Here is a 13,267-nt window from a genome sequence, read left to right on the forward strand (position 1 = left end):
CAGGTGGATCTTGCTCTGGGGTAAGAAAGAAGTATCTTTATATTATCAAAATGATATTTGGAGTTTATGTTGTTGGAAAGTCGTAAGCAGGAAGATAACTTCAAGTTGTTGGTGCAAATATAATGAATAGAAGTGTCCGGTACATTTTTGGTGATGGGTATTTTGGTGGAATCCATTTTTATTTATTTTGAATAATAAAATTTTGAATTTGCAGCCGATTCTGCCTGCCGGACAATGTTTTTAGATATCTGTAAACGTCACGGACTGGAACTTGATGAAGAACCATCGTATGATGGAAGAAAGTATTTGGAAACACGATAGAAGCAAACGCTGTACTTATCGTCTTGTCTGGCAGGGAAGATTATTAGGCATTAACCAGAGAGATATCGGCAGAGAAAACAGAAGTGATAGACAATGATATTTGTTAGATATGCTTCTTGTCGTTGGCTGTATCATATTAAAACGCTTTTTACGTTAAAAAAGTGCTGTGATCACAAGGCTTTTTTCAAGCAAAAATGAAAAGGCTATATATAGGTAGCCTGTGAAACTGGAAGTGCCCATTTTGGGCCTGATTTAAAGAATAATGTTCTGACAGAGACCAATGGAATGACTCTCTGCTGGGGCTCCAAAAGAAAGGAAAAATGATTATGGAAAAAATGATGAATACAAAAACAGAGGGTAACACATTTACAAAGAAAATCGGGCAGACAGTCTATGTTGTCCGTTATCATTTCAATGAAAATGCAAAGGAAACAATGCAGGAGAAGATTAACCGGATGCTGGTTACAGAAGCAAGTCGACAGGCAGTATATTAAAATTAGGTGGATGTAATTGAAGAAAAAATATGATATCATGTGAGTAACAAATCGGTATTTATAAAGGAGAATATTGATGAAACTATTTTTATGTTCGCACTTTTCAAGTGTAGGAAGTCTGATAAAAGAAGAAATTGAAAATAAGAAAGTCGCATTTATTCCAACAGCTTCGTTGCGTGAAGGCTACACCGGTTATGTCGGCTCGGCTCGAAAATTATTCAAAAAGTTGGGAGCAATCGTAACTGAAATTGATATTTCAACGGAGGCTTATTCAACGATACAGTCTGTTTTTGAAGATGCAGATGTGATATATTTTACCGGCGGAAATTCTTTCTTTCTTATGGACCAACTCCGTAAAACAAGAACTGATGGGTTGCTGAAAAAGGAATTGGTAAATGGAAAATTGATGATCGGCGAGTCGGCAGGCGCAATTATATGCGCTCCAAGCATCCAATATATCGAGCAAATGGATGAAAAGCCGGAGGACTACTCACAAGAAGATGATGCAGGGCTTGATTTGATTGATTTCTATGTTCTTCCGCATTATCTTACAGCACCATTTAAGAAAGTTACCGAGAAAATAATGACTGAGTTTTCGGATTTGAATCTATGCCCTATTAACAACCATCAGGGAATTGTAATTGATGGTGAAGGTTCAAAGGTTATTTGCAAAGACTAATTTGAAAAATCCTTTTTTTTGAAACTGGAAAATCGGAAACTGAGGAGATAGACTATTGAGAACATATGAGAATAAAGACGAGCTTAAAAACGAGATAAATAAAAGCTTTGCAAAGTATATTTCAGAATTTAATGATATTCCGGAGCATTTAAAAGATAAGAGAATTGATGAGGTCGATCGAACTCCGGCAGAAAATCTTGCTTATCAGGTTGGCTGGACAACTCTTGTTATTAAATGGGAATCAGACGAAAGAAAGGGTATTCCTGTCAAAACTCCTTCGGATAATTTTAAGTGGAATCAGCTTGGCGAATTATATCAATGGTTCACAGATACATATGCTCAGCTGTCACTGCAAGAATTGAAAGACAGATTGAATGAGAATATCAACTCTATTTATGCAATGATTGATTCTCTGAGTGATGAAGAATTATTTAAACCACATATGAGAAAATGGGCTGACGAAGCAACTAAAACAGCTGTCTGGGAAGTATACAAATTCATACATGTTAATACAGTTGCTCCGTTCGGAACCTTTAGAACCAAGATTAGAAAATGGAAAAAGATTGCACTATAACTTCCAGTTTGTAGAATTCAAAAATTTAATATGAAATGTGAGATAGAGCGTATGGAAATAATCTATACGTTCTATTTTTTTGCCTTTTTTGAAAAAGTGATTAAAAAACTATTGACATTTTGTTACTGGTAGAAGCAGATGGTTATAAAAAGCTTTTGGTAACTATGAGTGCAAAAACAGATAGCTGCGAAAATTTATTATGAGCTAATAGCAAAATTTGATATTTTGTGATATTGAGGGTATGGGGAATCGTAATCTCCATTAAGTTCGTCAGAGAATTATAATCCAGAAATGGGATTTTGAGTTACTCTAGGCGATACTTGCTTTAGAAAATGATTTGCCATAATGAGTTAGAATATGGGAGGAGGAAGCGTTAAAAAAAGAGAGAGCCATAAGCAACTCTCTCTGTGATAAAATCAAAAAGTTATAGTATCAGTGATTCGGTAAGATTACAAAAATCCTTAACAGGAATATTTTCTTTAAGTGGTAAAGCTGTCTCTAAAAAGGTTTCGTCTGCAAATCTTTCGAGTTCAGAATCAAAATATATAATTGAAGCATTTGTATTTAATTGGTATGGTGGAATTGTAACAAAATAATCATAATCTTCGTAAGAAGGAGTGGCGCAAGAAACTTTGATTTTTCCGCCCAATTTCAATTTTGCAAATTCTCCATAAATGGCAGTTAAGGCTTTTTTTCTTTCTTCATCAGAAGTAATTCTATCTACATATCTAATATACCAATAATCTATATTTCCCTCTTTTAATTCAATTAAATAATCGTATGATCTGGGTGTTCCGGATTTTATTGTCCATTCAACTTTATGCAGACTTGTCATCATGGAAAGTCCACGCATTAAGGTAGAAAAAAATTTTTCATGCACCTGAACAGTAGAGAGATCCAGAGAAAATCCATTGTCTGCAATTATCTTTTTCCGTTCCCGTATTTTCTTAGAAGAATATCCCGTTGCATCATATAATTCTTGGATAAGTTCTGGATCATCAATGGCTTTTGCAATTTTATCAATAGTGCTTTTATATGGTCTTCCAGATCGGGCACCGTTGAGCATTCGTGAAATGGTTGCATTATTTAAGCCTGTTTGTTCAGATAATTCTTTTTGTGTTTTTTTCTGTAAAATGATTTGAAGTATATTGATGAATCTTTCCTGATCGTAAACGCTGTCAGGATTTATTAGTGTGCCTGAATTTGATATAAATTCGTTCATTCAAATCTCCTCTTGACTTCTTTGACTTTGTATAAATTGACTTCTTGTAGTTTATCTTATCAATTATATCCCTAAAAATCAATTTAAAACATAAAGAAATCAAAAAATGCTTTATTGATATTCCTTTAAAAGTCAAAGAAGTCAAAAACGTAATTGACATTTTGATATCTTTGTGTATAATGTAAATCAAGAAGTCAAAGAAGTCAAACAAATCGAAAAGAAAGGAAGGAGGGCTGTGGATTGAAATATAGGGTTGTTTCGGTTTTGAAAGATAATAGACCACGTTTTTTGATTATTTCTGATATTGAAGAAATTGAAATCCTTCCATCAAAGTATTTGAAGCATCTGGATCAGATTAATGCTTCTCCGAATACTGTAAAATCCGCAGCCTTCGCACTTTCATATTATTACAATTATCTGCAGGAGCAAACGATAGGATTGGATGAGATTACATTGCTATCCTATTCAGAGCAGAATAAACATTTTATTGATTTCTTGTATTGGGTTAAGAGTGGAAAGCATACTGAGCATAAAACACAGACGAGCAATAAGACCTGCAATATGTATCTTGGTGCAGTCTTCAGATACTACCAGTTTTTGGCACTGGAAGATGTCTTGCCAATGCTTAAAGTCTTACGAGTAAAAAAAGTATCATATTTTGACAGTATGGGAGTAAATCATCAAAATGCAGTGAATTCGTTTAAAGGTTTCTTCAAAGAAGAAGAATCTAATCTGGAAGAAATAACATCCGAAGAAATACAGGAGCTGATAAATGCCTGTACGAATGATAGAGATCTATTGCTGATAGCAATGATGGCAGAAACCGGTCTTAGATTAGGGGAAATTCTAGGAATCCATTATACCGAAGATATTGATTTTGAAAGAAGGACGGTTTGGGTAAGGTATCGTGAATCTAATACCAACTTGGCAAGAGCAAAAAATGCAGAATATAGAATGGCTTTGTTAAGTAATACAACTTTTGAGTTCTTGGTTAAGTACATTTCTGATAATCGAAAAAGTCTGATGAACTCGGAGTATCTATTTACAAAATTAACTGGAAAAAACAAAGGAGAGCCATTAGATGCGGATTCTGTGTATAGCATGTTGAAAAGGCTATCCAAAAAAACGGATATCAATTCCCATCCGCATCAGCTCCGACACTATTTTGCGGAGGAAAGAAGAAAAGAAGGATGGGATTTGAATGACATTCGTTTTGCCTTGGGGCATAAGAAAGTTGAAACTACCATTAAATACTTGGGTGAAAATAATGAACGATTGATAGAAGCGACAGATCAATACTACTTAAATAATGAAGATTTATACCAAATTGCAGATTTTCTGTAAAAGGAAGGAGGGATTACCTTGGCAGTATTAAAAATTGTTCCGAAGTTATATCAGGAAAAAATATCTGAAAAATTAAAGGAAGAAATATCTTTAGTTACGACTGGAGAAGCAAAATACTATAACCGGTTATACAAATTTTTTCAGTATACAGATATACAGTGTACTGCAGATATTAACTATGAAACGAGAAAAATGTATATGGATTCTCTTGAAAAAGAGGATATTTCAGAAAAATATAAAGCGGAATTACTGAGCTTATTTGATCGTTTAAAAATAGAAAATATGCCGGATGTCTATTCACAAGGAAAGCCCTTCTCTGTAGAACAGGAGTTTTTTAAGCAAGACAAATTGTTTTTGCTGTATGTCCCCAATAAGAAGAAAGCACAATCTTTCCGTCAGGTGGTCGATAAGAATGATTTGTTATGGGACTTAACGAGGATACATTCATCACAGTTGGTGCGACAGACAAAAATATTGCTGTGTGAAATTCTGAATATGGATAAGGTACAAAGACATCGAAGATATTTTTTAGAACCATTAAAAGCACTTGTACGGTTTTGCGATAAGTACGGAATAGATGATATTGAAGAAATGGAACAGGCAGATGAAAACAGATTTTATCTGTATTTAAACAAGGAGTCAGAAATTATAAAAAAACAGGCTTCTAAGATTGTTGAGTTTGCGAGAAGAACGTTATTTCTAACAGATTCAGAGATAAATTGGCAAGCATGTATCTGGTATATGGATAGGTTTCAGTTTGATAAATCAAGAATCAATGCCAGTTCACCTGTTAAAAGTCTTTCATTTATTAATATTTACGAAAAAGAAAATCGTTGGTATTTACAATTATACGCAAAATATTTAGTTGGGATATCTGATCTGTCTTTATCAAATATCCGAAATACAATAAGTTTTATTTCACAATTTTTAAAATATCTGGATGGACAGAGTAAGAAAGTAACTGAACTGGAGATACAAGATATAGCGGATTATGTATCTATTTTGGATGTGTCCGATATTAAATATTCCACGTTTAACCGATATATAACTCATATACATACATTTCTACAGTTTTTGAAAATGAAAAATATTGAAGTGTTGAAGTTTTATCCGGAACGATTTTTAAAAAAAGGTTTTCCAGAACACAACGAAAGAAGTGTTCCAGAAAAAACAATTGCTCATCTGATTAAGGAGTTGCCGGCATTCCCAGAGCATTTACAGTTGATGTATTTGATTTTGTTTTGCACAGGAATTAGGAAAAGCGAGGTTTGTACAATAAAATCGGGAGCCTTTTATTCACAAGGCAATGAGAATTGGATGCGCATATATCAAAGCAAAATGCGGAGGGAAAAAGTCATTCCTGTTCCGAGTTTATTGGTTGGACTGGTGAACGATTATGAAAAAAAGTACGGAATAAAAAATGGGGAGTATTTATTCAAAAATAAAAAAGGTGGTGCATTTAATGGACAGACATTTTCAAATCAGATGATTCGGGAGTGTAAGGCTCGTGGGATTGCCTGTGGAGATTATATCTTTAGAGCACACGATTACAGACATAACCTTGCAACTTCAATGTACGGAAATGGAGTTTCTATACAAGGGGTACGAGATTATCTGGGACATTCAAGTGAGAATATGACAAAACAGTACATTGATTTCATGCCGGAACGTATTGTATCGGCTGAAGATAAATATTTTTCAAGAAATCAGTCATTTAAATTGAAAGGAGTAGAAGATGATGAAAGGTAATATTAATTTGATTTCTTATGACTGTTATCAACAAGCTACAGAAAAACAGTTGGCTGGGCTGAAATGGAAGGAAAACAGGGTGTACTACATATCAGAGATTCGTAATGAAAAGATACAGGATGAGATTTATGGGTATATCGATGATAGATGTAGACGTTTATCATTATCAACAGCCGTAAATGATATTTACAGATTTGATCTGTTGAAAGAATTTCTGAATGAGAAGTGTACAAGCTGTAGCAGCATTACTGATAAAAAATGGGAAGAACTGGAGAGAAGCTATAAAGCATTTTTATATAAAAAAGGATTGGCGCTGTACGTTAGAAGAAATAGACCGGATAGGCGGAATGTTGAGCAACAAAATAGCGCTCAGGTTTCTTTTCTGAAAATGTATTATGAGTATGTTGTGAAGTGTAAAACAGCAGATATTCCAGAAAATGAAAAAGATGTATGGGATATGAGAAAGCTGGATATTGTGCCAAGGAGTAATCCGATTCGTGGAAGATATAGATTAGATTTTCGTGAGATTAGGCAGAGAGAATTTAAAGAGATAATAAAGAGAATATTGTATAGCCACTGCCAGACAAAAGCAATGGGTAGTATAAAAGGCGAATTGTGTGGATTCCGTCGGTTTGCTAGATTTATGTATGATCGGTTTCCAGAAGTAAAGCATTTTACAGAAATTAGCAGGGATATGATAGAAGATTATCTGGTTTATATAAAAACGGATACCGGTCTTACATCAGTCAGTTACACAACAGAACTGTCGGTTTTGGATAATCTGCTGGATGAAATTGGGCGGGAACTGGAAATAGAAAATTTATGCAATCTTTTTCTGTCCAGTGATTGCAGAGCATATGACAACGCTTTGCCAGAAGCGTATTCAGATGCAGAAATCAGGAGATTTAATAGTGCATTAACAAAATTAAAGCCCCAGTTAGGAAGATGTCTAATAATACATCAGATGCTCGGTACAAGAATAGAGGATACGTTGACTTTGCGAAGGGATTGCTTATCTGAGAAATCTGGGCATTATTTTATAACTATTCTCCAGCATAAAACAAGGAAATACAAAAGACCAGTCAGCGATCAGCTGGCAGAAGTGATTAGAAAAGCAATAGAAGTTTCAGAAAAGGACCATCCAGATTCAGAATATATTTTTTTGCAAGATAATGGGAAATTATATACAGATTCAATGCTGAAATATCATGTAAATATCATGATTTATGAAAATGATATCAGGGATGATAATGGAAATTATTTTGAGTTTCGTACACATCGTTTTAGACACACTTTTGGAGTAAAACTTACAGAAATGAAATTAGATGATGATAGCATTGCAAGGCTGTTGGGGCATAAGGATACACGAACCATACCACATTATCGGCGGTTAAGAAACGAAGCATTAGCGGAGGATACAAAGGCTGTACGAGATGAAATGAATGAATTATTAGCACAATACAGGAGGGAAAAGGAAAATGCAGAAACACGATAAAATGGTAGCACTGGCAAAAGAAAAAAGTGCGGAAATGACGGAAACAGCAATAACAGCTATTGAAACAATGTATAGAAAAAATATAAAAATTTCAGTTGCTGAACTTACAAAATTAACAGGACTTTCCAGAGGTTTTTTCTATAATAATCCGAATGTGAAACAGGTCATGATGGAATTGAAGGAAAAACAACAGGGAATGATATTGCGAAATCCTAAAAGCGATGCTATTGCAAAAGCACAGGAAGCACGGATTAAGAGTTTAGAACAGAAATTATCCGATAGTGTTCCGAAAAACGAATATGAGAATCTACAGAAAAAATATGAAGAATTACAAGTGAAATATAGTCAAATGAAAAAGGGAACACTGTTGAAGATGTACGACCAATTATAGGAAGAAAAGGAGAATATTTTATGCAGAACGAAATTTACGATGAGAAAAATGGACTTACTTATATGTTATGTGGTGATTATTATTTGCCGGAATTGGCACTTAAAGATATTGAACCAACATATGGGAAATATGGGATGCTTCGTAAAAGCTATTTACAGGAACACAGAAGGGCAAAATATCAAATATTGTTGTTACAAGGAAAACTTGTTGAGCATTTGAATCAGATTGATGCAGAAGCAAGGGATAGGGAAGAACAATTAGTAAAACAGATGATGGAGAAACAAGGAATTACAGAGAAATTAAAAAGACAGGACAACATGGAATGGACTAGGAGGATGAATACCATTTGTCATGATGCAGAAGAGATGATTTTGACGGAAATGATATACACGAAAGGATAATGAACTGTATTGGATAGCAAGAATTTTGCAGCCCGGATAGCAAAAAAGTGGAAGTCCGGATAGCAAAAAAATGGAAGTCCGGATGGCAGGATTCTTGCTGTCCGGAAAGATAAAAAAGTGAGGGATTAAAAATGTTGGTTAAGTACATAATAAAAGTGTTTTTGTGTTTGATTCTTGTAGTAATGACATTGATTTGCTGGTTATTAAAAATTCCTATGATGTTGGGAAATATTTTTCTTTACTTTTTATCAATTATATTTATTCTGACAGGTGTTTTGAGCTATGGATTTGCATTGGAATCTGCAAGAGAATGTGGTCGAATGATAATAATTGGGATGGCATTTGGTGCAATACCAGACTTTGTCCCATTTTTGGGAAAAAGTTTAGAGACATTGGTTGACAAACTGTTGAGTATGATAAATGAATGAGAAAGTCGATATGAAAGAGGGCTGTGAAAGGTTCTCTTTTCTTTTTGCAACTGTGAAATGGCAAGATAATAACGTTATATACATTGTGTATTAAGTACAGATATTGTATTTCTGCATGATGGGAACATAGGGAGTCCATATAAAGGCTCTTAATACAGGCCATGACGGGTCGATCAGTACCGGCCATGCGAACAGTCCGGATGATATGATGAGCAGACTGTCTACAATGGTACTGATGGGGATTAAACTTCCGCTGGAAGCAGTTATGCGTCAGATCGCTTCCGGAATCGATATCCTGGTACATCTGGGACGCCTTCGGGACAAGAGCAGGAAAGTATTGGAAATCATGGAGGTATTGGGATATGAAAAAGGAGAAATCAGGCTTCAACCGTTATTTTCCTTTCAGGAGACGGGAAGTAAGGATGGAAGAATCCAGGGGGAGTGGGTGAAAAGGTCCACACTTACACGGACGGAAAAACTTATGGCGGCAGGGTATCAGCCGGAAGGAGTATGCCCTGGCAATAACGGAAAGTATTCTTTTGGTGTTTCTGATCGCCATGCTGTTCTATTCAAGACTATGGATGATGGCAGTGCTTTTTCCTCTGGGAATGAAGTATTACGAAAGGATGATCTGTCAGGTGGAGGAAAAAGGGAAGAGACGTTTTGAAAGACAGTTCCAGGATGCGCTTCAATCACTGGAAGCGCAGCTGAATGTGGGATACTCTATGGAGAACGCGATCAAAGAGGTACAGAGAGACCTGCAGATCATGTATGATAGGCATACACTTATTGTACGGGAATTTACGTATATGGTAAGGCAGCTGAATCTGAACGTAACCGCGGAAGCTGCCTGGAAGGATTTTGCTGCAAGGGTAGCACTTCCGGAGGTGGATACATTTGTCACTGTATTTTCCCTGGCAAAGAGGAGCGGAGGCGACAGTATTCTGATCATTAAAAATGCGGTTAGACAACTTGGTGATAAAGCGGAAGTAAAAAGAGAAATTGATACCGTAATTGCAGCGAAAAAAATGGAATTTCAGATCATGTCAGTGATCCCTTTGGGAATTATTGGTTATATGCGTCTGAGCTTTCCGGAATTTATGGCGGGGTTATACGGGAATCTGCCAGGAGCGGCTTTTATGAGTATTTGTCTTGGAGCTTACATTGCTGCCTGGAGACTTGGATGTAAGATTGTGGAAATCGAGGTATAGAAATGTGGTTTTGTATCGGAATGTATTTCTTTCTCGGAGCTTGTGCATGGATGTATTTCAAGAAGAAATCACTTTTCAGAAAATGGGACAGGCTTTTCAGGCAGATATTTTTTTTGATGTTGGCGGTGACAAGTCTGGCATTTTTGTCGGAAATCGTGCAGAAGACAGGGACGGAAAACTCTGAAACCATGCAGATAAAGCGGAACGGGTACGGGGAAGGACAAAAAGAAGCGGCGCTTTCTATGCAGGTTGAAGGAGAAAAAAAGCAGGATATAGAAATTCGTGTGTCACCGAAGATTTACAGTGAAAAGCGGCTGGAAAAGGAGTTTCAGAAAGCGAGGAAAGAGCTTGCAAAAGTGATTTCCGGGGAAAATAAGGATCTGTCGCATATAAAGACAGATCTGGATCTGGTAACAGCATTAGACGATTTTCCGTTTTCGATTTCCTGGGAACTTAGCAGATATGATGTAATGGATTCGCTTGGGAGACTGGATCAGGAAAAAATCCGGGAAGAAGATCCGGAGAATCAGGGGATTGGGATGAATATTACCGGAGTTCTGCATTATGAAGATAAGGTATATCCGTGTGAGATGGATCTTGTTATTTTTGCAGGACAGGAGAAAACGCTTTCCACGAAAGAGCGGGTTCTGGAACTGGTAAGATTACAGGACAGTGCTACGAGGCAGAAAGCATATCTTACACTGCCACCCAGTCTGGACGGAAGAAAAATTGCCTGGACAGAGGAGAAAGATTCAAAAGTGATTCCGATTCTGATGCTCGGAATAGCAATAAGCATTCTGCTTGTCGGAAGAGAAATACAGAAAGAAAACAATCAGAAGAAGACGAGAAAAGAGCAGATGATGCTGGATTATCCGGAAATTATCACAGAGTTTACGATGCTGACCGGTGCCGGAATGACAGCAAAAAATGTGTGGAAAAGGATTGCGGAAGACTATGGAATCACCAGGGGAAAAACGGGAAGAAAAAGAGAAGCATATGAAGAAATCTGGAAAACCTGGCAGGAAATGAAAAGTGGAATTCCGGAGATGGAATGTTATGAAAGATTTGCAAGAAGATGTGATCTGATTCCGTATATGAAAATGGGAGCACTTCTTTCACAGAATCTGAAAAAGGGTGCAAAAGGAATTTCTGAAATGCTTCGTATGGAGGCAGTACAGGCACTGGAGGACAGAAAGAGCAGGGCGAGACAGCTGGGAGAAGAGGCAGGAACCAGACTTTTGATCCCAATGCTTTTGATGCTGATCATCGTGATTACGATCGTAGTTGTACCGGCATTTTTGTCGATCCAGGTGTAGGAGGTGAGAGAATGAAGGCGGTAAAAAAGAAGCTGTGGACAGGATGGATCAGAATTCAGAAGATTCTGACGGAAAAAGACGGGATATCAACGGTAGAATTGATCCTTGTACTGGTCGTCATTATCGGTCTGGTTATCATTTTTAAGAAACAGCTTAATGAACTTGTAACTAAAATATTTGAAAAAATAACGAATGAAAGTTCAGGAATCTAAAATAAAAATTTTATTTCAGAAGTGAGTGTGTACAGAGATGAAAAAAATGGTAAAGGGAGAGATTACTGTGTTTCTAAGCCTGGTCTTTCTTCTGCTTCTTACTCTGGTTGGGGCTTTGCTGGAAAGTGCCTCGATCCAGCTGGCAAAGAATGAGAGAAGAGCAGACGCAGGCAGGGCAGTGGAATCTGCGTTTGCAGAATATCAGAAAGATCTTCTGGAGCGATATGGTATTTTTGCAATAGAAGGCAGTTATGAATCCGGAACAATGTCTGAAGAAAATATTTTAAACCGACTGTCCTTTTACGGGGCAGAAAATATAGAAACAGAGATTGCGGCAATCCGTTATCTGACAGACCAGAATGGGAAAGAATTTCTGCGGCAGGCGGTTGAATACGAGAAAATGAAGACAGGAGCTGCGGCGATAGAGAATCTGACGGGAAAGGTATCCGAATGGAAGGAGCAGGAACTGAAAGCAAATGAATATGGGAAAGAGAATATAGAGACGAGTAAAGAACTTGACCAGATGCTGGAAAGTGAAAAAGAAGAACTTCCTGCAGAAAATAATCCATTGGCGGATATTGTGGATATACAGGCGCAAGCACTGTTAAATCTGGTCAGCCCGGAAGGATTTACGCTGTCATCGAAAGCTGTAAAGTCAGAAGAGACTGTATCGAACCGAAAGCTCAGGCAGGGATACGGAACCATGAAGGAAAAAGATAATGGAGCCGGAGATACCATTTTTTTCAATCTGTACCTTATAGATAAGTTTGGCAATGCTGCAAATAAGAAAAAGAATACGGTACTGGACTATGAGATGGAGTATTTGTTAGGAGGAAAGGCGAGCGACAAGGACAATCTGGAATATGTGATCGGGAGAATCCGAATCCTTCGATTTGCAGTGAATTATGGATATTTGCTGACCGATAAGGACATGCAAATGGAGGTGGATACCCTTGCAACGACACTGAGTGCGGTGTTTCTTTCACCGGAGATCAGACCTGTGATCAAGCATGCGCTGCTTCTTGCATGGGCTTATGGAGAAAGCCTTACGGATGTTAAGACGCTTCTGGCAGGGAAGAAGGTTCCAGCTGTAAAGAGTAAGGAGAGCTGGAATCTGACGTTGGATAGTCTGCTTGAACTGGCAAAGAACAGAAGTATTCCGGAAGGGAAGGAGACAGAAGAGGGAAATTCTTATGAGCAGTATCTGCAAATGATGCTGGTTTTAAAATCAAAGGAAGAACTGTCGATGAGAGCATTGGATCTGGTGGAAATGAATCTGCGATCCGGAATGGAGAAAACGTTTTTCCGGGCAGATGCCTGCGTATCAGGAGCAGACTTTGACATGACATGTTATCTGAGAAGAGGAATCCGGTATCAGTATCATATTTTATATCAATATCAGTAACAAAAAATGAAAATGTTAGGAGGTG

Annotated in this window: 14 protein-coding genes and 1 pseudogene; 14 read left to right on the forward strand and 1 reads right to left on the reverse strand. The window is 37.1% G+C overall.

The genetic code is table 11. The annotated features are described in order from the left end of the window. The first annotated feature begins 647 nt into the window (after positions 1 to 647). From PGQ33_RS13045 to PGQ33_RS13055, 3 genes are all read left to right on the forward strand, one after another. Entirely contained in the window at positions 648 to 815 is a 168-nt protein-coding gene (locus PGQ33_RS13045) for a transposon-encoded TnpW family protein (protein ID WP_015513594.1), read from the forward strand. Positions 816 to 891: 76 nt separating this feature from the next. Next, positions 892 to 1,494 carry a Type 1 glutamine amidotransferase-like domain-containing protein gene (locus tag PGQ33_RS13050; RefSeq protein WP_015514771.1) on the forward strand — a complete coding sequence of 201 codons (603 nt, stop codon included), beginning with the start codon at positions 892 to 894 and terminating at the stop codon, positions 1,492 to 1,494. Between the two features lie 55 nt (positions 1,495 to 1,549). Next, positions 1,550 to 2,068 (forward strand): ClbS/DfsB family four-helix bundle protein, encoded by a 519-nt coding sequence (locus tag PGQ33_RS13055; RefSeq protein WP_033126079.1) that lies wholly within the window; start codon positions 1,550 to 1,552, stop codon positions 2,066 to 2,068. Between the two features lie 424 nt (positions 2,069 to 2,492). Here PGQ33_RS13055 and PGQ33_RS13060 read toward each other — a convergent pair whose 3' ends face one another. Then, entirely contained in the window at positions 2,493 to 3,290 is a 798-nt protein-coding gene (locus tag PGQ33_RS13060; protein WP_055219104.1) for a helix-turn-helix domain-containing protein, read from the reverse strand. 240 nt (positions 3,291 to 3,530) lie between these two features. Between PGQ33_RS13060 and PGQ33_RS13065 the strand changes: the two genes are divergently transcribed. From PGQ33_RS13065 to PGQ33_RS13115, 11 genes and pseudogenes are all read left to right on the forward strand, one after another. After that, entirely contained in the window at positions 3,531 to 4,634 is a 1,104-nt protein-coding gene (locus PGQ33_RS13065; RefSeq protein ID WP_117699384.1) for a tyrosine-type recombinase/integrase, read from the forward strand. Positions 4,635 to 4,652: 18 nt separating this feature from the next. After that, the gene (locus tag PGQ33_RS13070; RefSeq protein ID WP_118213164.1) at positions 4,653 to 6,383 is read left to right on the forward strand and encodes a tyrosine-type recombinase/integrase; all 1,731 of its coding nucleotides are present in this window, start codon (positions 4,653 to 4,655) and stop codon (positions 6,381 to 6,383) included. Further along, the gene (locus PGQ33_RS13075; protein WP_225877012.1) at positions 6,370 to 7,878 is read left to right on the forward strand and encodes a tyrosine-type recombinase/integrase; all 1,509 of its coding nucleotides are present in this window, start codon (positions 6,370 to 6,372) and stop codon (positions 7,876 to 7,878) included. The genes PGQ33_RS13070 and PGQ33_RS13075 overlap by 14 nt, the downstream gene beginning before the upstream one ends. After that, a complete protein-coding gene (locus PGQ33_RS13080; protein WP_117592877.1) occupies positions 7,862 to 8,269 on the forward strand; it encodes a DUF6262 family protein in 408 nt (135 codons plus the stop codon). The genes PGQ33_RS13075 and PGQ33_RS13080 overlap by 17 nt, the downstream gene beginning before the upstream one ends. Before the next feature lie 20 nt (positions 8,270 to 8,289). After that, positions 8,290 to 8,670, forward strand: coding sequence for a TnpV protein (locus tag PGQ33_RS13085; protein ID WP_117592879.1), 381 nt, complete (start codon positions 8,290 to 8,292; stop codon positions 8,668 to 8,670). A 131-nt stretch (positions 8,671 to 8,801) separates the two neighbouring features. Further along, entirely contained in the window at positions 8,802 to 9,098 is a 297-nt protein-coding gene (locus PGQ33_RS13090) for a hypothetical protein (RefSeq protein ID WP_117698104.1), read from the forward strand. 139 nt (positions 9,099 to 9,237) lie between these two features. Continuing rightward, positions 9,238 to 9,594, forward strand: a pseudogene (locus PGQ33_RS13095) (ATPase, T2SS/T4P/T4SS family); the annotation flags it as partial. A gap of 142 nt (positions 9,595 to 9,736) precedes the next feature. Beyond that, on the forward strand, positions 9,737 to 10,309 hold the full coding sequence (locus PGQ33_RS13100; protein ID WP_055248076.1) for a type II secretion system F family protein: 573 nt from the start codon (positions 9,737 to 9,739) through the stop codon (positions 10,307 to 10,309). 116 nt (positions 10,310 to 10,425) lie between these two features. After that, positions 10,426 to 11,625: a hypothetical protein gene (locus PGQ33_RS13105; protein WP_270205860.1), complete on the forward strand. Its 1,200-nt coding sequence runs from the start codon at positions 10,426 to 10,428 to the stop codon at positions 11,623 to 11,625. Positions 11,626 to 11,636: 11 nt separating this feature from the next. Continuing rightward, positions 11,637 to 11,837 (forward strand): Flp1 family type IVb pilin, encoded by a 201-nt coding sequence (locus PGQ33_RS13110; RefSeq protein ID WP_022220442.1) that lies wholly within the window; start codon positions 11,637 to 11,639, stop codon positions 11,835 to 11,837. Between the two features lie 37 nt (positions 11,838 to 11,874). Then, positions 11,875 to 13,242, forward strand: a complete 1,368-nt coding sequence (locus PGQ33_RS13115) for a DUF5702 domain-containing protein (protein WP_270205861.1) — start codon at positions 11,875 to 11,877, stop codon at positions 13,240 to 13,242. Positions 13,243 to 13,267: the final 25 nt, after the last annotated feature.

This window comes from Coprococcus sp. AM100_B19A (assembly GCF_027662015.1).
GTDB classification, from domain to species: domain Bacteria; phylum Bacillota; class Clostridia; order Lachnospirales; family Lachnospiraceae; genus Allocoprococcus; species Allocoprococcus comes.

What these genes read in the sequence shown, in the direction of transcription:
- PGQ33_RS13060 (WP_055219104.1), bottom strand. Translation starts at nt 3,290, where the DNA reads ATGAACGAATTTATATCAAATTCAGGCACACTAATAAATCCTGACAGC.
- PGQ33_RS13075 (WP_225877012.1), top strand. Translation starts at nt 6,370, where the DNA reads ATGATGAAAGGTAATATTAATTTGATTTCTTATGACTGTTATCAACAA.
- PGQ33_RS13115 (WP_270205861.1), top strand. Translation starts at nt 11,875, where the DNA reads ATGAAAAAAATGGTAAAGGGAGAGATTACTGTGTTTCTAAGCCTGGTC.
- PGQ33_RS13105 (WP_270205860.1), top strand. Translation starts at nt 10,426, where the DNA reads ATGTTGGCGGTGACAAGTCTGGCATTTTTGTCGGAAATCGTGCAGAAG.
- PGQ33_RS13110 (WP_022220442.1), top strand. Translation starts at nt 11,637, where the DNA reads ATGAAGGCGGTAAAAAAGAAGCTGTGGACAGGATGGATCAGAATTCAG.
- PGQ33_RS13050 (WP_015514771.1), top strand. Translation starts at nt 892, where the DNA reads ATGAAACTATTTTTATGTTCGCACTTTTCAAGTGTAGGAAGTCTGATA.
- PGQ33_RS13090 (WP_117698104.1), top strand. Translation starts at nt 8,802, where the DNA reads ATGTTGGTTAAGTACATAATAAAAGTGTTTTTGTGTTTGATTCTTGTA.
- PGQ33_RS13085 (WP_117592879.1), top strand. Translation starts at nt 8,290, where the DNA reads ATGCAGAACGAAATTTACGATGAGAAAAATGGACTTACTTATATGTTA.
- PGQ33_RS13045 (WP_015513594.1), top strand. Translation starts at nt 648, where the DNA reads ATGGAAAAAATGATGAATACAAAAACAGAGGGTAACACATTTACAAAG.
- PGQ33_RS13080 (WP_117592877.1), top strand. Translation starts at nt 7,862, where the DNA reads ATGCAGAAACACGATAAAATGGTAGCACTGGCAAAAGAAAAAAGTGCG.